Genomic DNA, 21379 nt, shown 5'->3' with positions numbered 1-21379 from the left:
AATAACTGAGTCCTGCTTAGCTTTTAGAATAAAAAGAATTCAATTTTTTGCTTTTTTCTGCTATACTTGTTCAAGTGCTAATTGGGTCCTTAGTGTAATGGATCGCACGTAAGATTCCGGTTCTTAAAATCTGAGTTCGACTCTCAGGGGACCCATAACTAAACAATAAAAGAGCTAAATGAATTGTTGTCATTTAGCTCTTTTTGCTTTTACTGTCTTTGTTCTAGTATTTCTTGCAATTCACTTTGATACTGACTAGCAATCTTGATTGAATCAGCGTCTGTAGCAAAATTGGCATTAAGTAAATAAACAAACACTGCACGCATAGCAGCTTTTTTATTGGCTGCTTGCTCCCACGCAATTGATTTTTCACCTTCAAGAACAGAAGCACTGACCTCTTCGCCCCTATTAGCAGGCAAGCAGTGCATAAATTTAACATTAGGGTTTTCGGTTTTTGCAATTAACTCGTCATTAACTTGATACTTAGGGTAAAAGATCTTCATGTATTCATCTTTATTCAGTTCTTGGTCATATAAGCCGTACCAAACATCCGTATAAATGAAGTCTGCGTTTTTTAAAACTGCTTCATCTTCAGATAAAGTGATTGTACCACCTGTTTTGTCAGCAATTTTTTTTGCTTTTTCTACTATTTTCTTTGGCATTTGCTTAGCTTTAGGGCCATATTGCACAAATTGCATGCCCATTTGTGCACACAGATAAATTGCTGAAACAGCTATTTGCGTAGCATCCCCGACAAAAACAAGCTTTACTTCAGATAGTTTCTTACCTTCAGGTAAATACTCCATAATGGTAATCAAATCACCTAATGCTTGAGTAGGATGATCATCATCGGTCATGAAGTTGACAACAGGTACCCTAGAATTTTGAGCTATCTCTTCAACATCTTCTTGGCTAGCTGTTCTAACTCCGATAATATCGAGTAAGTCCCCTAGAGCATGACTGGTATCCGCTAATCCTTCATGACCACCCTCGCCTAATTGAATTTGACCAGGTGCTAAATATAGTGCATGACCACCTAATTCAGTCATTGCAGCTTCAGCAGAGCAGCGCGTTCTTGTTGAGGATTGATCGAAAATCATCCCCAAACTCTTGCCCTTTAGTAATGGTGGATAATATCCATGTTCAATTGCCTCTTTTAGCTTCAAGCCCAGTTCGGCCATATATTGCATTTCAGCTTGTGAAAAATTACAGCTATCAATAAAATCTCTTTTAGTCAAAAGGTTCTCCTTAATCAAAATACTTGTTTTATCAGACTAAAATGATACCTGATATCTTTCCTTTGAAAAACGGTTTTGCTGAAATTATAAAAACTCTTAAACATTGCCATACATAGCAATATTATTCACATGTTCTAGCATCTTAATATCTCATTTTTAAACAAAAAGGACTAACTTTCGATTAAAAATCAAAAGTTAGTCCTCATCTGAATTATAATGCGCTACTCTAATTTTTATATTTATGTCAGGCATACAATGATTCAACTTAGAACTTTTAGTGTTGCCAGTTTCTATATGCCTTTTCAATCAACAGGCTAAATATAACCGTTAAGAAGAGTGGAATTAGCATCAGTAATCCTATGACTTTTTGGGAGCCAAGACTCATTTCTTTTTGCCAAAAAGCAGTCAAATAAATTTGCCATGACCAGGGTACAATCGGCCAAATAAAGTCGAAGATAACTGTAATGCTTAAAGCAGAAATTACGGATCCAAAGAATCCTAAAATCATTGCTCCCCCAACGTTCCATTTAAGTACAATTAATTGAGCAATTGCGTATTGCAAAAAGCCAAAAAGAGCAAAAGCAATGCTTGTTAGAAGAAGCTTTAAGAAGGAGATACCCGTTACACGGAACCCATATTTTAGAATCAAATAGTAAAAAATACTTGTCCCTACTATTTCAACAAAATACCACAGCCAATAGTACAGCAATTGCGTCATTATAGTTTTACCCTTCCCTATAGGATTGGACAACCAATTTTTGCAGCCGCCGGCTTTTTCTTCTCTATCAAAAACAAGACAAACCACAACGCTAATGACTAAAGGAGAAACAATTGCTAATATTTCATAAAAACTTATAACCATGGTTTGGGAATTAACAAAATTCTTCTTACTTCCATAGTAAAGTCCCATAATTAGCGGGAAAATAAGTAGCACAAATAAATGCATGTATAATAAAAAGCTACGCTTTAATTTTACGTTTTCGGCTTTAAATATTTTATTAATCATTTTTCTTTACCTGATTTCTGAATGATCTAGCACCTAAGTAACTTAAAATCACAAATAAAACAAGTGCTGCTCCAATCGTCCAGTAATTATTCGATAAGCCTGAAGTATTTGCTATCGGGAGACCATTTATTTTAATCTTAATTAGAGAAATTGGGAAAATTTCAGACCAAGTAAATGGCCAAATTTTCCCCCAAGCGTATTCATTAATTTCTATGCCAATAAAAACTCCGATAGCCGCAATAAGCACTGTAACATACATATTCGTCAAACGACTAATCCATGTATATAAAGGTACTTGCCATAAATTCACAAGCCATAATCCCAAAATCGCCAAAACTATTGAGGAGACTGAAACACTAGTAACTGTCACAAATGAAAGTACGCAAACCAAAATAACTAGGACAAGGGAAGTAATCAGGCCTTGCAGAGACCCATGAAGAATTCTACCTAACTCATAACTAAATAAGTCATTCGGTGAGCTCAGAATCATTTTATATTCAGTACTATTTTTTTCATGGCGATCATTTAGCCCAATGATTAGTGCTAAAAATAATGGAAACCAAATACAACTCCACTGATTAATTATGCTTTGAGCCACATAGCCGGCTGCTGCAAATAATAGAAAAGTGACAATTGCTACTAAGAATGGAAAAACCCAGATTAATTGTCTAACAAGAGTTCTTTTAGTTTTAAGAGTTTCTATTGATAGAGCTTTAAGCACCTGTAACACCAGCTTTCATCAACGTACTATTAAACAGCTCTTCCAAGTTTTCCTGATGATCTATCGGCTTTTCTAAGAGAAGTTTACCGTTTCCGATAATTCCAATGTTATCTGCTAAATGCTCAACTTCTGATAACATGTGACTTGAAATAATAATTGTGATATCTTTCTTTTTAAATTCAGCAATCAGGTTACGTAATTGTTGAATTCCTAGTGGATCAAGTCCGTTTGTTGGCTCGTCTAAAATCAATAGCTTAGGACTACCAACTAAGGCTAGCCCAATTCCCAATCGTTCTTTCATACCTAAAGAAAAATTTTTAGCAAGTTTCTTTCCAGTTTGATCCATACCCACTGTTGCTAAAATATTATCTATTTCATTAGTATCTATGCCTCGCAAATTACAAATGACCTGCAAATTTTCTCTTGCAGTTAGGTTGCCATATAACGGAGCATTCTCAATCAACGAACCGATAGACGCAAGATCTTTTCTAGACCATTCATGTCCAGCAAAGGAAATCGATCCTTCTGTGGCTGAAATCATTCCAGTTAAAATTTTCATCAGTGTCGTCTTACCGGCTCCATTTGGTCCAAGCAAGCAATAAACCTGATTGGCAGGTACATGTATATTAACATGATCAAGTGCAACTTGATTTTTGAACTTTTTGGTTAAGTTAGTTGTTTCTAGTATGTTTTGCATAGGGACCTTCCTTAAACTATTTTAAAAATACTATAAATGAAATTATATAATAATTAAAGTAATACGCAAACTTTATAAGTACAGTTAATTTATTATTAATCCGGACTAAAACAAAAACAGTCTTCCTTTCGGAAAACTGTTTTTAATTCATTTTATTTTGCCTTACCAACGGTTAATTCCCCACGTTGAGCAAATTCAGCGTAAATCTTATTACCGGAAACAGACAGACCCTCAAGCTCACGTTTTATGTTGAAATGATGTGTCTTCTTATAAGTGCCGTCTTTGGCCACTTTGAAAATGTAGTCGTTAAAACCAACGTAGAATTGGTCATGCGATGGGTCATAAGTAAATCCTTGAACAGGTGAATGGTTGCTGACAAAGTTCCCCCTTGTCGCACCAACTTCTTCTGGTACCCAAGAATCACCATTCCGCGTTACTTTCCAGTATTCATAATAACCATTGCCACCATTGTGGAATAAGCAGTACATCGTGTTATCATCAGAGAATGTTGCATTGTGAATGTACCTTGGTGATGAACCACTCCAGATTCTGAAGCTCCAAATTTGGTTAACCATCATGTCTGACTTACGAATTTGATAAATCTCTTCAGAAGCAGTGGAATTCTTCATCTTGTTGTCATTAGCAATTACATAAATATAATTTGCTGATGAGCCGATTGCTTGGCCATGTCCAAGTTTAATGTATGGGCTGACTTTAATGTGCGATGCATAATTTTTAAAAGTTGACCATTTTAAACCTTGTAAATTCTGCGCACCATACTTGCTAACATGGTTTAAATCATATGAAACCAAGTGACCGTATTGATCACTACTTGAATTGAAGACAGCAACTGTAAAGTTGGAACCGCGTACAGTTATTCCCTCCGGTATTACCCCAACTTGTCCCATCTTATCAGCTGCCTTGTTGTAATCCAAACTGACAAAACGAGGTTGGAAAAACTTGGTTTTAAGAGTTAAGCCATTTGACTTAAAAGTATTTGAACTGGTTTCAAAAGTGTAATGGTGCGCCGCATTCCAATTTCTTGAACTAGACTTTGAACTGCCTTTCCAAGTAGATACTTCTTTAGGGCCATTTTTAGGAGCAACAGAAGCTCTAGCTATACCCTCATTTTTGTCAGCACGAACCGTCACAGTTGTGCTTGCCTTTGCGTTGCCATAACTGTAATTAACTGTTGTTGTGCCAGGGGTAGCAGAACTAACGCTTGAAGTCGAAACTTTAATCTTATCAGCTTTAACAGCTGTCCCCTCACTGTTTGTAGCATAGTTAATTGCGTCCCTTGTATCAAATGAAAAGTTTGGATTTTGTACTAGACTAACTTTGGAAACAACTGCTATTTTGTTTCTTGCAAAAAAGTCTTGGCTAACCCAGCCAACTGTTCGTCCATCAACAATAATCTTCCAAAACTTACCCTTTTTGGTATCAAGTGATTGCTTTGATTGAATTTGAGCATGCTTAAAATACTTAGTCGATGTAAATTTGCCTGATGGACCCTTTCTATTTGTATTATGATAAATAGCGTAATTACCATTACCTGCAATTTTAGTAACAGCTTTATGGTAACTCTTGGCATTTACTTCAGTTGTATTACTCCCAACAAATAAGCTAGTTAGCAAAATTGAGCAAGCAACTAGCAATTTACTTATAAACTTTTTTTTCATTAAATCTTTCTACCTCCTAATGATACATATAAAGATAGTTTCACACTTTTAAAAAGCTAAATCAATAGTGTGCTCCTATGATTCTAATAAAAATAGATTTTTATAATTGTCTGCGTTACAATATTAACGTTATTATTTTTTCTGTAAGGAGAACTAGGTTATGGAAACATCGCAAGAAAATTCCAAAAAAATGATGTGGCCCACCCTAGCAACTATGGCCTTCTCTATTGTTTGGAGCTTTGGTAATGTTGTTAATGGGTTCATTTATTTTGATGGAACAAAAGTTATTCTCAGTTGGATTATTATTTTCCTTCTGTTTTTCATCCCTTATGCACTAATGGTTGGTGAGCTCGGCTCTGTCTTTCAAAACTCCGAAGGTGGGGTCTCATCATGGATTAATGCTACAATTGGTCCAAAATGGGCTTATTATGCTGGTTGGACTTTCTGGGCTGTTCATGTCGTTTACATTTCAAGTAAGGGTACTGGTGGATTAAGAGGTATGTCATGGGGCATTTTTGGCAATACTACTTGGTATGACAGTTTGCCTACTACCTGGACTCAATTAGCTACTCTTGCTGTCTTTTTATTCTTCTGCTGGGTAGCTAGTCGTGGTGTGCCAGTTATTAAGACATTGTCAACGATTGCTGGTTCCTCAATGTTCATCATGTCAATTTTATTCATTATCATGATGTATGCAGCACCAATGATCAATCCTCACGCCGGCTTTAATAATATTAGCTGGAACTGGAAGAATTTTGTACCTGACTTTAACCTCAAGTACTTTACCTCACTATCAATTTTAGTCTTCGCAGTTGGTGGGGCTGAAAAGATTTCACCATATGTAAACAAGTTGAAAGATCCTTCTCGTAACTTTCCTAAATCAATGTTAGGTTTAGCTGCAATGGTTATGATTTCCGCAATTTTAGGAACAATTGCGTTGGCAATGATGTTTGATCCTAAGGTTGTTAACGCCAATTTAAACGAATACATCTCTAACGGACCTTACATGGCCTTTGCCAAATTGGGCCAATACTACGGTGTTGGTGGATTGTTTATGTACATTTATGCTTGGTGCAACGTTATTGGACAATTCTCAGCTTTAGTAATCAGTATTGATGCTCCATTACGTATCCTATTAGGTAGTAAGGAAGCTAAAGATTACATTCCTAAGAAGCTATTGAAAGTTAACAAGCATGGCGCCTACATCAATGGTATCTGGATGGTTGTTTGCTTATCCGGTGGTCTAATTGTTTTACAAGCTATCATGCCAAACGCTCAAGCAGTCATGGCTCAATTGGTTAAATTAAACTCTATCGTGATGCCAATGCGTTATTTATGGGTATTCATTGCTTACATTGCATTACGTAAGCAAGCTACTAAGTTCCACAATGGCCAAAACTACGAAATGACTAAGCATCAATGGCTTGCATATACGCTTGGTGTTTGGGGATTAATTGTTACAGTTGCATGTTGCTTAATGGGAATGTACTCTGATGATCCATTCACATTATGCTTAAACATTGCTACCCCAATCGTTTTATTCTTACTTGGTATGATTTTACCAACGATCAAGCACCATCAAGATGCTAAAGAACAGTAAATACTAATTAAAGATTAATTAAGTCGCCTAATAAAAGGCGACTTTTTTTGTGCATTTAATGCTAAACTATACTTAATAAACTAAGGAGATGAAAACTGTGCCAAACTACTTAAAAGAAACAGAAGATTTACTACGTGAACATAATTTGAAAGTCACTAAGCCACGGCTTAAAATCTTAAAATATCTGCGGACACATCATAATCATCCTACTGCAGCTACTGTTTTTAAAGCAATTAGCGGCGACGAGCCAGCCTATCGAGCAACAGTCTACAACACACTAAACAAATTAGTTGATGCAGGCATTGTTATCGAAATCAAAAATAGTGATGACTCAATTCATTACGACTACTTTGTTGAACCCCACTTCCACATTATTTGTAAACAATGCGATAACATAGCTGACGTTTATTATCCTGACTTTGAAGCTGTTGAAAATCGTATGCGTGCAGAAGCAGAAAAACAAACGGGCTACGTTACTTCTGCAAGTCACTTAGAAATTTTTGGTATTTGTCCTGAATGTCAAAAGAAGAATCAAAAAAAGAAGAGCTAAATTGCTCTTCTTTTTTGATTTAAAGTTTATTTAATTGATGTTCATACTTACTAATAGCTCTGCACGCTGTGCTAAGTTAACGTATAGTTTACCATCATGTACAGAAATACCTTCGATTTCACGACCGGTATCAAATGAATAGTGATCCTTTAAAGTCCCGTCACGACCAATCTTGAAGATCAAGTCATTAAATGCTAAGTAAAAGTTCTTATGATCGGGATCATAAGCAAAACCTTGAACTGGTGAATTGTTATTAACAAAATTGCCATCTGTCTTACCAACTAATTTTGGATTCCAGTTGTCACCAGTACGAGTTAGTTGCCAATATTCATAGCGATTATTCTTAGTATCATGATATACCGTGTACATTTCATAATCGTTCATGATTACTCCGTTGTGGAAGTAACGAGGACTATTTTGATCACCCACCCAAGTTTTCATTGTCCAAATTTTGTTAATTTGTAAATCACTCTTACGGATTTGAACAATTTCTTCTGAATCGGTTGTTTCGTTTAATTTATTATTATTATTAATTACGTAGATATACTTGTCACTTGCACCCATTGCTTGGCCATGTCCAATTGGGATGTATGGACTGACCTTGATATGCTTAGAATAATTATTAAAGTCCTTTTGAGACATATCTAAAAGATGTTGCGCATTATACGGGCTAGTTAACTTATTCAAGTCATAACCTACAACGTGGCCAGAACTTAAATAAGTATGACTCAATAAACTAGTATAAGCCCAGCCGTTTGAAACAGTCACGCCTTCTGGAATATGACCAACACGGTTAATATTATCATCGGTTGGATCTTTTACGCTGAGAAGGACTGGTTGATAAAATCTTGTCTTCAAAGTCAGATTACCACTTGTTAGAGTATGTGATTCTGTTTCAGGCGTATATTCCGTAGGACTAATGTAATTAACTGAAGAACCGTAATGCGTCTTCCAGGCTTGGTGTTCATTTGTACCAGGCTGAGCAGGGAACGAATTAGTTACATCAGGATCAGCAATTCCTTCAGTAGTGCTTTTTCTAACTGTTATCTTAACACTTGCTTTCGCGTCACCATATGTATATTTGACTGTGTAGGTTTTTGGAGTAGCACAAGAAATGGTCTCACGAGAAATTTTTACATTGTCATTGCTAATAACAGTGCCCATGTAATTAGTTGCATATGAAATTGCATCCCGTGTGAAAAATTCATAAAACTCATTGTTAACCAAACTAATTGTTTTAGGCACAGCTATTTGATTTCTAGCAAAGAACTTTTCGTTTACATAACCAACTTTTCGACCATTAACATAAATTCTCCAGTAACGAGCACTTTTTGTTTCAATTAGTTGATCTGATTGAATATGGCTATATTGAAAGTTAATCCCATCAGCAACTTTTTTGCTAACTTTACCATCTTTTACGTTTGCCCAAACCTTGTAGTTCTTGTTACCAGCAACTTTGGTCATCATTGCATAGCCTGTAATTACTTGTTTGGGTGCTTTCTTTTTCACTGGTGGCTGTTTGGTATTCGAGTTGTCTGAGTTGGTATTACCAGGATCAGGTTGACTATTGGGATCACCACTGTCATTCTCCTCATCGGTATTTTCGCCTTGACTACTATTCTTGCTAGGAGTGGTTTTTGTTTCTCCTTGCGCTGGCTGCTGCGACTGATTAGAATCAGCTTCAACCGATGTAATTACAAGTCCAGTCGACAACGCTAGCCCCGCAAGCACTGTGGTCGTAAGAATTGCAATTTTCTTAAAAAGCTTCAAAATTATTCCTCCAATATTTTAGTTTACTCTTCGTATTATATAATAAGAACGTTGTAATTTAGAATACAAAATTAATACACTTTCATTGACAGTATTTAATGTAAGTGATTTAATTAGCACTGTACTTATTAGAGTGCTAACAAAATGACTTTAATTTTAGGAGGTAAAAAGATGCTTGTACCTACAGTTATTGAACAAACTGCTCGTGGTGAACGCGCTTATGACATATATTCTCGTTTGCTAAAAGATCGAATTATCATGCTCAGTGGAGAAATTAATGACGACATGGCAAATACAATTATTGCCCAGTTATTATTCCTTGATGCTCAAGACAACACTAAGGACATCTCCCTTTATATCAACTCACCCGGTGGTGTAATTACTTCTGGTTTAGCAATTATGGATACGATGAACTTCATTAAGTCAGATGTATCAACTATTGCAATCGGAATGGCAGCTTCAATGGCTTCCATTTTATTAACCAGTGGTGCAAAGGGTAAACGTTTTGCTTTACCTAACTCTACTGTATTGATTCATCAACCTTTAGGTGGTGCTCAAGGCCAACAGACTGATATTCAAATTGCAGCTAATGAAATTTTAAAGAGCCGTGAAAAGATCAATAAGATTCTTCACGAAACTACTGGTCAACCACTTGAAAAGATTCAGAAAGATACTGAACGTGATAACTACCTAACTGCTGAAGAAGCAAAGGATTATGGCTTAATTGATGAAATTATGGTCAACCAAAAGAAGTAGTTAGATACTAATTAAACTAAAAGATCTCCAAGCTAAATAGCTCGGAGATCTTTTTTATTCTTCTAATTTCTGTGCCATTTCATGTAGTTTAGCAAAACGATGATTTGCACCTGATTTTGAAATAGGTCCATCTGGAACTTGCTGAGCAATCTCTTTTAATGACAGTTCCGGATTGGCCAGCCGCAATCTTGCGATTCCCTGCAGCTTTTCTGGAATATTTTCAAGCCCGATTTTGCGTTCTATTAGTTCAATATCCTCAACTTGTTTAGCAGCTGCATTAGCAGTCTTTTTCAAATTTGCCGTGTCACAATTAACTAAGCGATTAACCGAATTGCGCATATCACGCATAATTCTTAAGTCCTCAAAGGATAGCATTGCGTTGACCGCACCAACAACATGAAGAAAATCGCCAATTTTCTCTGCTTCTTTGAGATAGACTATATAACCTCGCCTTCTACTAATTGTTTTGGCGTTAAGATTAAAATAATGATTCATTAGTTCTAATAAATCATTGTTGTGATCTTCATAAGCAGAATATATTTCCAAGTGATACCTGCTTGTTTCCGGATTATTTACACTCCCACTTGCTAAGAAAGCACCACGCAAATACGACATTGCCCCCTCGCGCGAATCAATTATTCTTTTAGGTATTCGCGTGATTAAACCCGAATCAGGCGCTAAAATTTCCAAATTAGTCAAAATTTCTTTGACATGATTTTGCAGGCGCACCAAATACTGGTTATTTTTCTTTAGTTTCATTTTACGCGAAACGATTAATAACGGTTCTACACGATACGCTGTTTTTATTAAAGAAAAAATTCGTCGAGCAATTGCTGGGTTTTCAGTTGTGATATCAAGACTAAACATACGGTCATGATAATTTAAAACACCGTTCATCCGCAAAAAAGCAGCTAATTCAGCCTTTGCGTGCTCAGGATGAATTGGTAAGGAGGTAAGTTCCTTCTTTACTTCACTTGCATAACTTGCCATTGGTTATTCCGTAGTCTTTCTGGTCGACATTGCCGTAAATGCACGATTAATTATCTCGTTTGCCACTTTTTCACCATCATGGAACACAAGGCCGCTTCGTTGGTCAATGAAGTCATCTGTGATTACCCGGCAGCCTTGCTTTCGCAAGCCAGCATAGTCATTTTTAACGGGCTCAATGTAGGCATCATAATCCTTAGGATTAAATTTTGACATGTCAATTTTGGCACCATTAACCAAAGTTGTGTTTACATAATGACCACCAAGATGCTTGTTGATAACGTCAACATGATCACAGTCGGAGAAGTGATCAGTCTCGCCAAGTTGAGTCATGATATTACAAATATAAATAACTTCTGCTTTTGTTTTTCTAACAGCCTCACCGAGATTAGGTATCATCAAATTAGGAAGAATTGAAGTGAATAAGCTTCCTGGACCCAAAACAACCGCATCAGCTTGCATTATTGCGTCCAGAACAGGTGAAACAGCCTCCGGTTCTTTATTAGAATTCGTATCTGTTACCCAAACACGCTTGATTCGCTTGTCCTTGTTAGTTATTTCCTTTTCTCCCGCTTGGATTGTCCCGTCAATAAATTCCGCATTCAATGTTAAAGGCTCGTTGGAAGCTGGAAAAACATGTCCATCAACACGCATCATTTTTGACAATGATTGGACAGCGTCAAAAATATTACCATGCATTTCATTTAAAGCAGCAATAATCAAATTACCTATCGCATGTCCCGAGAAAAATGAGTCTGATGAATCGAAACGGTATTGAAAAACATCTTTTTGTTCTTGTGGTATGTCGCTTAGAGAAACTAATACGTTACGAATATCACCAGGTGGAACAACATTAATGAAGTTACGAATTGTTCCAGAAGAGCCGCCATCATCTGAAACTGTCACAATTGCTGTGATTTGCGCATCTTGTTCTTTTAACGCACTCAAAACAACTGGTAGACCCGTTCCGCCACCAATTACAACAATTTTGGGTCTTCTACTTCTCGTTACCCTAATCACTTTTGAATCGCTATATGTCATATTTTCACCTTTTTCTGGTATACCTGCTAATTTCGCGATGAGTTATATCAACTGGATAGTCTTGTGACAAATCATGTGCAAGCTGCCTAGCAATTGCTACACTACGGTGTTGACCACCTGTACAGCCAATCGCAATAGTTAACTTGCTCTTTCCCTCTTTAATATACCCAGGCATGGCTGTTCTCAATAAATCTAACAGTTTTTCATAAAATACTTGTGTAATATCTTTATCCATCACATAATCGAAAACTCGTTGATCAAGTCCCGTGAAAGGTCGTAATTCAGAAATATAAAATGGATTTGGTAAAAAGCGTACATCTATCACAAGATCAGCATCAATTGGCAGACCATATTTAAAGCCAAAAGAAAGAACTTCAATTGAAAATGGCTGCTTTTCTTGATCACTAAATTCTTCAAACATTTTTTCTTTTAATTCTTGAGGAGTAAGGTTTGACGTGTCAATAATGTCATTAGCACGATTTTTAATTCCTGCAAGAATATGTCGCTCTTCAATAATGCCATCAAGTAGCCTCCCACCATGAACTAGTGGAGGAACGCGCCTTGTTTCTTTATAGCGAGCAACCAATATATCATCCGAAGCATCCAAAAAGATAATCCGTGTTTGAACACAGCTATTATCCTCAAGTGAACTTATTTCATTTATTAAGTCCTTATAGAAACTGCGCACTCTTAAATCGATTACCACTGCTACTTTAGAATAATCATCCGAGTTGACAATTAAATCCCAAAAACTTGAAAGTAAGGTTGGAGGCAAATTATCAACAACAAAGTATCCCATGTCTTCTAAGGAATGTGAAACGACAGTCTTTCCAGCCCCACTCATTCCAGTGACAATCAACAATTGTTTTTTATTATTAGTCATGTTGCACTCCCCTCTACTCAAATTATAACATACCGGGTGTTTCACATTTCAGGTCAAAAAAAAAGTTCATTACGAACTTTTTCAATCTTTATCTATGAGCAAATGCTGCAATTACTTCGCTTATTCCAAAAATAAATAGCCAGAAGGCAACGAGCAAAATTAATGTCAATGCTGAAAGCATTGGGTTGAACATTAATCCTACTGCAATCAAGAGCCCGAAAATATTCAGTATCATGTTTACCCAGAAATAAAAACCAGATAAACTGCGTAAATGCCACGTGAAAATAATTCCAGAAATTGAATCAAACAGGAACCAGAAGGCAAATAAGTATGCAATGGTTAAACCCGCTGCATCGTATGAATAGAGGAATAAAATACCAATGATGATATCCAAAACCCCCGTGACGATTGAAATCCAACTAAAGGAAACAAAATAACGAAAGCGACTATAAAATGCGAGCCAGACAAAACCTTGGACTATTGAAATAATCGCAAACAGCAAGACAAATGCATGTAAAGCCTTATTGGGGTGACTAATTAAAAATACTCCTGCAATAATCATTAATATGCCGGAGATAAGTGCAGCCCAATTAAAGCCGCGTCTTTCTCTGTAATTTGAAAAATTATCCATTTCTATTCCTCCCTGTCCGATATTTTACACTTTTTATATGTAAATAAATACTATTTCTTTGCTTTTTTCGCTGCTTCTTTAGTTAGCGCAGTGTCTCGTTTAAGAACAGGGGCAAGATATTGTCCTGTATAACTTTCCTTTACTTTAGCAACGTCTTCAGGGGTACCAGTTGCAACAATTGTGCCACCACCTTCACCACCGTCAGGACCAAGGTCAATTAACCAGTCAGCATTTTTAATCACATCAAGGTTATGTTCAATAATTAATACTGTATTACCTTGATCAACTAGCCGCTGCATTACTTCAAGCAGACGCTTAATATCATCAGTATGAAGACCAGTTGTTGGCTCATCTAGAATATAAAAATTCTTACCAGTCGAAATTTTTTGTAACTCCGCTGCTAACTTCATTCTTTGCGCCTCTCCACCAGATAAAGTAGTGGCAGATTGACCTAATTTCACGTAACCCAATCCTACATCGACGATTGTTTGCAACTTGCGAGCAATTTTCGGAATATTTTTGAAAAAGTCGCATGCTTCACTAATGGTCATATCAAGGACTTGGGCAATATTCTTCTTACGATATGTGACTTCAAGCGTTTCTGAGTTGTAACGATTGCCGTGACATACCTCACAAGGTACGTAAACATCTGGCAAAAAGTTCATTTCAATTTTAATTATACCGTCACCGCGGCATGCCTCACAGCGTCCACCTTTGACGTTGAATGAAAAACGAGCTTTAGTATAGCCACGTAATTTTGATTCATTAGTTTGAGCAAATAATGCTCTAATATCATCAAAAACACTAGTATACGTAGCTGGATTACTTCGAGGTGTTCTACCAATTGGACTCTGATCAATATCAACTATTTTTTCGATATTTTTATAGCCAGAAATACTCTTATATTTACCAGGTTTAGTTTGGTTACGATTCAGTTTTTGCGCTAATACGCGTTTTAAAATCATGTTGACCAAAGTCGATTTACCAGAACCTGACACGCCAGTGACAACAATTAGCTTACCAAGTGGAAACTCAACCTTAAGATTTTTCAAATTGTTCTCTTCGGCACCAGTAATGGTAATCTTTTTCCCATTACCTTTACGTCTTTCCAATGGAACCGGCACAAATTTTTTACCTGACAAATATTGTCCTGTAAGTGATTTTGGATTAGCTTCAACTTCTTCTGGAGTTCCGGCGGCCATTACTTCACCACCGTAACTACCAGCACCAGGACCCATATCAACAAGGTAGTCAGCCTGACGCATTGTCTCATCATCGTGTTCAACGACGATTAACGAGTTACCTAGATCACGCATTCGTTTCAATGCAGAAATCAAACGATCATTATCACGTTGATGCAGCCCAATCGATGGCTCATCCAAAACATACATTACGCCGGACAAGTTTGAGCCAATTTGTGTGGCCAATCTAATTCGTTGAGCTTCCCCACCAGACAGAGTATTAGCAGAACGAGACAATGTTAAATAGTCTAGGCCAACACTATTCAAGAAAGTTAAACGATCGCGTACTTCTTTAAGAATTGGTTTAGCAATAATTGTTTCTTGTTCATTTAATTTAATGTTATTGAAGAATTCTAAAGCCTTAGTAATCGACATTTCAGATGCTTCCGAGATATCTTTTCCCATGACTTTAACTGCTAAGGCTTTTTGGTTAAGGCGCTTGCCGTGACAAGTTGAACACGTTAATTCTGTCATGTATTTACCCATGACATCGCGCATAAATTTGGACATTGGGTTCATGTAGCGTCTTTCAACGTTTTCCATTACGCCTTCAAATGGTGCAGTGGTGTTCTTCACGCCAAATTCACCAGATAAATGAAAAGAAATTTCTTTCTTAGAGCCATGCATCAAGATTTCTCTTTGATTTTTGGTCAATTTACTATATGGCTTATCCATTGGAATCTTTAATGCATCACATGCTTGTTGAAGCATCCCACCATAGTAATTTGAAGTCTTCCAAGGAACAATTGCCCCTTCAGCTAGTGTCTTACTTTTATCAGGAACAACTAAATCTTCATCAACTGAACGCTTCACTCCCAATCCATCACAATCTGGACAAGCACCAAACGGTGCATTGAAAGAGAACAAACGTGGTTCCATTTCGCCTACTGTAAAACCACATTTAGGACAAGCGTAGAACTCAGAAAAGTTTAGTGTCTCACCATCAATAATATCAACATCCATGTATCCTTCTGACAGCCTTAGCACAGCTTCCACTGAATCAAAAAGACGTGATTTGATACCTTCTTTAACTACCAACCGGTCAACGACAATATCAATGGTGTGGCGTTTATTTTTGTCTAAATCAAAATCCTCACTGATATCATGCATCTCACCATCAACAATCACACGCACATAACCAGCACGTTGAACCCTTTTAAATACTTCCTTGTGAGCGCCACGCTTAGATCTGATTACAGGTGCGAGTAGCTGAATTTTAGTCCTTTCAGGTAATGCTAAAATTCGATCAACCATCTGCTCAACGGATTGTCTTTCAATTAACGTTCCATCATTCGGACAGATTGGATGACCAACTCTAGCCCATAGTAAACGCAAGTAGTCATTGATTTCAGTAACTGTACCAACTGTTGAACGAGGATTATGCGAGGTAGTTCTTTGATCAATTGAAATTGCCGGATTTAAGCCATCAATTGAATCAACATCCGGTTTGTCCATTTGACCTAAAAATTGACGAGCATAGCTAGACAATGATTGAACATAGCGTCTACGACCTTCAGCATACAGTGTATCAAAGGCAAGCGAGCTCTTACCAGAACCCGATAAACCAGTGATTACCACCATTTTATCTTTTGGAATTGTTAAATTAATATCTTTTAAATTGTGTTCACGTGCCCCGCGAATTACAATCTTATCATTTGCCATTTAGTGTTTTTCCCTTTTTCTCAATTGGTTTTCTTGTTGAACTTTCAAGTTCCATGATTGCGTCACGCAATGTTGCGGCACCTTCGAAATCAAGTTTCTTAGCGGCTTCTTGCATTTGCTGACGAAGATCTTTAATCATCGTCTTCTTCTGTTTAACAGTTAGTTCATCAAAGTTCAGATCAGCAAAGCTATCAGTCTCAGCAACTTCATCAACAGCCTTGGTGGCAGAAATCACGTCTCTAATCGGCTTAACGATTGTCTTTGGTGTCATATCGTGTTCTTCGTTAAACTTGATTTGCAATTTACGTCTTCTCTGCGTTGCCTCAATTGCTTCCCGCATAGAATCCGTGATTGTGTCAGCATACATAATTACTTCACCATTAGAATTACGCGATGCACGTCCCATTGTTTGAACAAGTGGGCGGTAAGCTCGTAAAAAGCCTTCTTTATCAGCATCAAGAATCGCGACTAATGAAACTTCAGGAACATCGATACCTTCACGAAGAAGGTTAATTCCAATTAGCACATCATACTTGCCCATTCGTAAGTCACGTAGTATTTGCATTCTTTCAAGTGTCTTTACATCAGAGTGCAGATATTGAACCTTAATCCCTAAATCCTTTAGATAATCGGTCAAGTCTTCTGCCATTTTCTTAGTTAATGTAGTGATAAAGACACGTTCATTACGCTCAATTCGCTTATTAATTTCACCGACCAAATCATCAATTTGACCTTCAACCGGTCGGACCTCAATCTTCGGATCCAACAATCCTGTTGGTCGGATAATCTGCTCAACCTTGTGGTCAGTTCGCTCGAGTTCATAATCACCAGGTGTAGCAGAAACATACATAATTTGATTTACATGCTTTTCAAACTCATCAATTTTTAAAGGCCGGTTATCCAATGCAGATGGTAATCTGAAGCCGTAATCAATTAACGTTTTCTTTCGATTACGGTCACCATTGTACATTGCTCGAATTTCGGGCATCGTGGCATGGGACTCATCAATTAGAATTAAAAAGTCATCTGGAAAGAAATCAAGCAGAGTGTAAGGCGGTTCGCCCTCTTTTCGATTTTCCATATGTCTGGAATAATTTTCAATTCCACTGGTAAAACCAACTTCTCCCATCATTTCCATGTCAAAAGTAGTGCGCTGCTTAATTCTCTCCGCTTCAAGGAGTTTTCCCTCTCCCTCAAACTTCTTAACTTGAAGTTTCATTTCTTGCGAAATAGCTTTAAGCGCTCTGCGCATTTGTTCTTCATTAGTCATGAAGTGCGTAGCTGGAAATAGTGAAATACTCTCACGCTCACCAATTACCTCACCTGTTAAAGAATCAATTTCAACGATTCGGTCAATTTCATCCCCAAAGAATTCAATTCGGTAGGCATGACTTGAGTTACCAGCTGGAAAGACTTCAACAACATCTCCGCGTACTCTAAACCGTCCGCGCTGAAAATCAATATCATTGCGATCATACTGAATGTTTACAAGATTGCGCAGCAATGTATTACGCCCATAGTCATCGCCTTCATGAACAGTAATCACACTTGCAGAATACTCTTTTGGATCACCCAAACCGTAAATACAAGAAACAGATGCTACGACAATCACATCGTTTCGCTCCATCAAATCACTGGTAGCTTGGTGACGCAACTGATCAATTTCGTCATTGATTGATGAATCTTTTTCAATATAGGTATCCGACTGGGGTACATAAGCCTCAGGTTGGTAGTAGTCATAGTACGAAACAAAGTAGTCAACTGCATTGTTAGGGAAAAACTCCTTAAATTCGCCATACAACTGACCAACCAAAGTTTTATTATGTGAAATTACTAATGTCGGCTTGTTCAAATTGGCAATAACATTAGCCATCGTAAAGGTTTTACCTGTACCAGTAGCTCCTTCAAGAATTTGTTCCTTATAACCTTTTTTAAAGCCGTCAGTTAATTTATTAATTGCCTGCTCTTGATCTCCTGCAGGTTTAAACTTTGAGACAAGCTCAAATTTTCGTTTATCTTGTCGTTTAATCATAGATAGGCTCCTCATAAAAAAATTGGACCAAAAAGTCCAACCTTTATTTCGTTTATTCTATTCTACTACCTCGAACGTATTTTCGCACGTCTTTTGTTTTTATTTTAAAAGTTGTGCTAAAGCTTCTTGATAGTCCTGCGCTGCCGCTTCAGCTTGTTTAATGTCTGGCTTGTTAACCCCAACGTATGCTTTAATAACTGGCTCAGTGCCTGATGGTCTTAGAGCAAGCCAAGTATCATCGGCAAGATAGTACTTCAATACATTGGACTTAGGTAAGTCAGTAAATGGTTGTTTTTGCTTTCCACTAAACTGTTCTTGCAATAAGTAGTCTTCAATTTTAGAAACCCTTACCCCATTTATCTCGGTTAACTGACTTTCACGCAATTTAGCCATTAATTGAGTCATTTTCTTTTGTCCACCAATGCCAGGCATTTCAATTGCTCGTGTGAGTTCATATGATGTGCCATACTTTTGCCAGATCTCGTTTAAGCCATCCAAAACAGTCATTTGACGAGAAGCATAGTACGAGGCAACCTCTGCAAACATAATTGCGCCCTGCATTGCATCCTTATCGCGTGCAAATGGTTTGAATAAATAGCCATAGCTTTCTTCAAAGCCCATTAAGAAACGGCCATCGTGCTCCTTATTCATCCGGTCAATTTCTTCGCCGATAAATTTAAAGCCTGTTAACACCGTTTTGGTTCTAATTCCAAAGTCTTGTGCGATTTTCAGTGGCATACTACTTGAAACAATTGAAGTGATTAATTCATAGTCACTTGCTAGTTGATGATTGTCTTTTAAGTTAACTAAAAGATAATAAATCATCAAAGTGGCAATTTGATTACCTGTCAGAACCTGGAATTCACCATCTTTTGTCCTTACACAAGCGCCCATTCGGTCTGCATCCGGATCCGTCGCAATAATCAAGTCAGCATTTACTTGGTTGGCAAGTTCAATTCCTGGATCAAAAACATCACGATACTCAGGATTAGGCTTCTTAGTTGTTGGAAATTCAGGATCAATAATCGATTGACTTGCTACAGGGTAAACATTAACGAACCCGTTTTGCTTAAAGGCACGCTCATAAAGCATCTTGCCTGTACCATGGAGTGGTGTATAGACAATTTTTAATTGATCTGCATTCTGCTTAATCTGTTTTTTATCAACATTAACCGTTTTCAGTTCAGCTAAATAGGCTTCATCCAGATCTTCACCAATTAAATCCAAAGTGCCATTGGCGCGTAATTCCTGAACTTCAGCAGTCTTAACTTGAAAAATATCTGTTATCTTTTGTGCATAGTCAAAAACACGGTCAGCATCGTCTGGTCCCATTTGGGCACCATCTTCACCGTATACTTTATAGCCGTTATATTGCTTGGCATTATGCGAAGCGGTGATGTTAATACCGGCAAATGTATGGAGATAACGGACTGCATAAGACAATTCCGGCGTTGGCCGCAAATCATCGAAAAGGTAGACCTGAATACCATGGGCTCCAAGCACCCGAGCCGCATGTTCAGCAAAGTCACGTGAATGATATCTTGAATCAAAAGAAATGACTACGCCTCGTTTTTGCGCCTCAGAACCTTTTTCATCAATTAATCTTGCTAGCCCTTCTGTTACCCAGCCAATTGTAAACAGGTTTATCCGATTAATTCCCGGTTCAAGTCGGCCTCGCATACCGGCAGTTCCAAAATTAATTTCTTGGCCAAAAGCATCTTCAATCCATTTCGGATCTTGTCCCAACTGTTCTAGTTGTCTCTTTAAGTAATCGGGCATATTAGGCGCTTTTTGCCAAACTTGAAATATTCCTTTAGCGTTCATTACAGCACTAAACCTCTTTTTCTTGTATTTAAATGGCTAATTCGTTTTCATAATTTCTATTCTAGCATTTATCAACCTAGCTATCCGCAATAATAAAAAAAGAATCCATTTTTATGAATCCTTCCTTAGTTTTATTTATCATTTAAATCTTGTAGATAATTGTAAGCGGCTTGACCAGCTATACTACCGTCACCAACAGCATTAGCAATCTGACGCAAATCCTTTGCTCGAACATCACCTAAGGCAAAAATACCATCAACCTTAGTTCGCATGTGGTCATCTGTTGGAATCCAGCCCTGCTCATCGGTTATTCCAAGTTCTTTAAAAGGAGCGGTTTGAGGAATCACACCAACGTAAATGAAGACACCACGAGTAGCCAATTGCTTTTCTTCACCAGTTTCTTTGTCCTTGTATGTAACACCTGTTACGCGTTGACCATCGCCATCGATTGATTCAGTTATCCCATTCCAAATGAAATTGATTTTATCATTGGCAAAAGCACGTTTTTGTAAAGTTGGCTGAGCCCGTAACTGATCCCGACGGTGAATAACGGTCACTGATTTAGCACTTTGAGCTAAATAAATCCCTTCTTCAATCGCTGAATCGCCACCACCGATTACTGCAATGTCTTCATCCTTGAAAAATGCAGCATCACAAACAGCACAATAAGACACACCCTTACCAGAATATTCTTCCTCTCCTGGTACATTCAAGTGCCGATGATCAGCACCTGTTGCAATAATCAATGCAGGAGCACTATATTCGCCAGTGTCAGTCTTAACAACCTTGTTTTCACCCTCTACGGTAACTGATTGAACATCACCATATTCAAATTCGGAGCCAAATTTCATTGTCGAGTTATACATTTTTTCGCCCAACTCAGGTCCCTTAATTTCAGTAAAACCCGGATAATTGTCAATTGCATCGGTATTGTTCATTTGACCGCCGTATAAACCACGATCCAAGATTAAAACTGAAAGGTTAGCTCGCGAAGCATATAGTGCTGCAGTTAATCCGCCTGGACCAGCACCAATCACAATTACATCATATTTTTTTGCCAT

Annotated in this window: 17 protein-coding genes; 3 read left to right on the top strand and 14 right to left on the bottom strand. The window is 37.5% G+C overall.

Translation table 11 applies throughout. The annotated features are described in order from the left end of the window. Positions 1–209 precede the first annotated feature (209 nt). From argF to DKL56_RS02705, 5 genes are all read right to left on the bottom strand, one after another. Positions 210–1238, bottom strand: coding sequence for an ornithine carbamoyltransferase (gene argF, locus DKL56_RS02725; protein WP_109715319.1), 1029 nt, complete (start codon positions 1236–1238; stop codon positions 210–212). Between the two features lie 274 nt (positions 1239–1512). Beyond that, a complete protein-coding gene (locus DKL56_RS02720; RefSeq protein WP_109715318.1) occupies positions 1513–2244 on the bottom strand; it encodes an ABC transporter permease in 732 nt (243 codons plus the stop codon). Continuing rightward, a complete protein-coding gene (locus DKL56_RS02715) occupies positions 2237–2965 on the bottom strand; it encodes a lantibiotic immunity ABC transporter MutE/EpiE family permease subunit (protein ID WP_109715317.1) in 729 nt (242 codons plus the stop codon). The genes DKL56_RS02720 and DKL56_RS02715 overlap by 8 nt, the downstream gene beginning before the upstream one ends. Then, entirely contained in the window at positions 2958–3662 is a 705-nt protein-coding gene (locus tag DKL56_RS02710) for a lantibiotic protection ABC transporter ATP-binding subunit (protein ID WP_109715316.1), read from the bottom strand. Before DKL56_RS02710 ends, DKL56_RS02715 begins: the two co-directional genes overlap by 8 nt. 152 nt (positions 3663–3814) lie before the next feature. Further along, positions 3815–5341 carry an LBA0864 family S-layer associated protein gene (locus DKL56_RS02705; RefSeq protein WP_109715315.1) on the bottom strand — a complete coding sequence of 509 codons (1527 nt, stop codon included), beginning with the start codon at positions 5339–5341 and terminating at the stop codon, positions 3815–3817. Positions 5342–5501: 160 nt separating this feature from the next. Between DKL56_RS02705 and DKL56_RS02700 the strand changes: the two genes are divergently transcribed. Next, positions 5502–6941, top strand: coding sequence for an APC family permease (locus DKL56_RS02700; protein ID WP_109715314.1), 1440 nt, complete (start codon positions 5502–5504; stop codon positions 6939–6941). A gap of 97 nt (positions 6942–7038) precedes the next feature. Next, positions 7039–7491, top strand: coding sequence for a Fur family transcriptional regulator (locus DKL56_RS02695; RefSeq protein ID WP_239440601.1), 453 nt, complete (start codon positions 7039–7041; stop codon positions 7489–7491). Positions 7492–7521: 30 nt separating this feature from the next. Here the strand turns inward: DKL56_RS02695 and DKL56_RS02690 are convergent, their stop codons facing one another. Next, complete coding sequence (locus tag DKL56_RS02690; RefSeq protein WP_239440599.1) at positions 7522–9261, bottom strand: GW dipeptide domain-containing protein; 1740 nt, start codon at positions 9259–9261, stop codon at positions 7522–7524. A gap of 171 nt (positions 9262–9432) precedes the next feature. On the opposite strand from DKL56_RS02690, the gene clpP reads away from it, so the two are divergent. Beyond that, positions 9433–10017 carry an ATP-dependent Clp endopeptidase proteolytic subunit ClpP gene (clpP, locus tag DKL56_RS02685; RefSeq protein WP_046306499.1) on the top strand — a complete coding sequence of 195 codons (585 nt, stop codon included), beginning with the start codon at positions 9433–9435 and terminating at the stop codon, positions 10015–10017. A 54-nt stretch (positions 10018–10071) separates the two neighbouring features. On the opposite strand, the gene whiA is transcribed toward clpP, so the two are convergent. The 8 genes from whiA to trxB form a co-directional block, all read right to left on the bottom strand. Beyond that, on the bottom strand, positions 10072–11007 hold the full coding sequence (whiA, locus tag DKL56_RS02680; protein ID WP_109715312.1) for a DNA-binding protein WhiA: 936 nt from the start codon (positions 11005–11007) through the stop codon (positions 10072–10074). Between the two features lie 3 nt (positions 11008–11010). After that, positions 11011–12045: a gluconeogenesis factor YvcK family protein gene (locus DKL56_RS02675; protein WP_074425567.1), complete on the bottom strand. Its 1035-nt coding sequence runs from the start codon at positions 12043–12045 to the stop codon at positions 11011–11013. Between the two features lie 4 nt (positions 12046–12049). Next, positions 12050–12928 carry an RNase adapter RapZ gene (rapZ, locus tag DKL56_RS02670; RefSeq protein ID WP_109715311.1) on the bottom strand — a complete coding sequence of 293 codons (879 nt, stop codon included), beginning with the start codon at positions 12926–12928 and terminating at the stop codon, positions 12050–12052. Between the two features lie 88 nt (positions 12929–13016). After that, positions 13017–13559 carry an HdeD family acid-resistance protein gene (locus DKL56_RS02665; RefSeq protein WP_109715310.1) on the bottom strand — a complete coding sequence of 181 codons (543 nt, stop codon included), beginning with the start codon at positions 13557–13559 and terminating at the stop codon, positions 13017–13019. A gap of 50 nt (positions 13560–13609) precedes the next feature. Beyond that, positions 13610–16462 (bottom strand): excinuclease ABC subunit UvrA, encoded by a 2853-nt coding sequence (gene uvrA / locus DKL56_RS02660; RefSeq protein ID WP_109715309.1) that lies wholly within the window; start codon positions 16460–16462, stop codon positions 13610–13612. Beyond that, a complete protein-coding gene (gene uvrB, locus DKL56_RS02655) occupies positions 16452–18494 on the bottom strand; it encodes an excinuclease ABC subunit UvrB (protein ID WP_109715308.1) in 2043 nt (680 codons plus the stop codon). The genes uvrA and uvrB overlap by 11 nt, the downstream gene beginning before the upstream one ends. Positions 18495–18593: 99 nt before the next feature. Beyond that, positions 18594–20318, bottom strand: coding sequence for a phospho-sugar mutase (locus DKL56_RS02650; RefSeq protein WP_109715307.1), 1725 nt, complete (start codon positions 20316–20318; stop codon positions 18594–18596). Positions 20319–20449: 131 nt separating this feature from the next. Then, a complete protein-coding gene (trxB, locus tag DKL56_RS02645; RefSeq protein WP_109715306.1) occupies positions 20450–21379 on the bottom strand; it encodes a thioredoxin-disulfide reductase in 930 nt (309 codons plus the stop codon).

The sequence above is a fragment of the Lactobacillus apis genome, assembly GCF_003150935.1.
GTDB lineage: Bacteria > Bacillota > Bacilli > Lactobacillales > Lactobacillaceae > Lactobacillus > Lactobacillus apis.
This window is presented reverse-complemented; position numbering and strand designations above follow the sequence as displayed.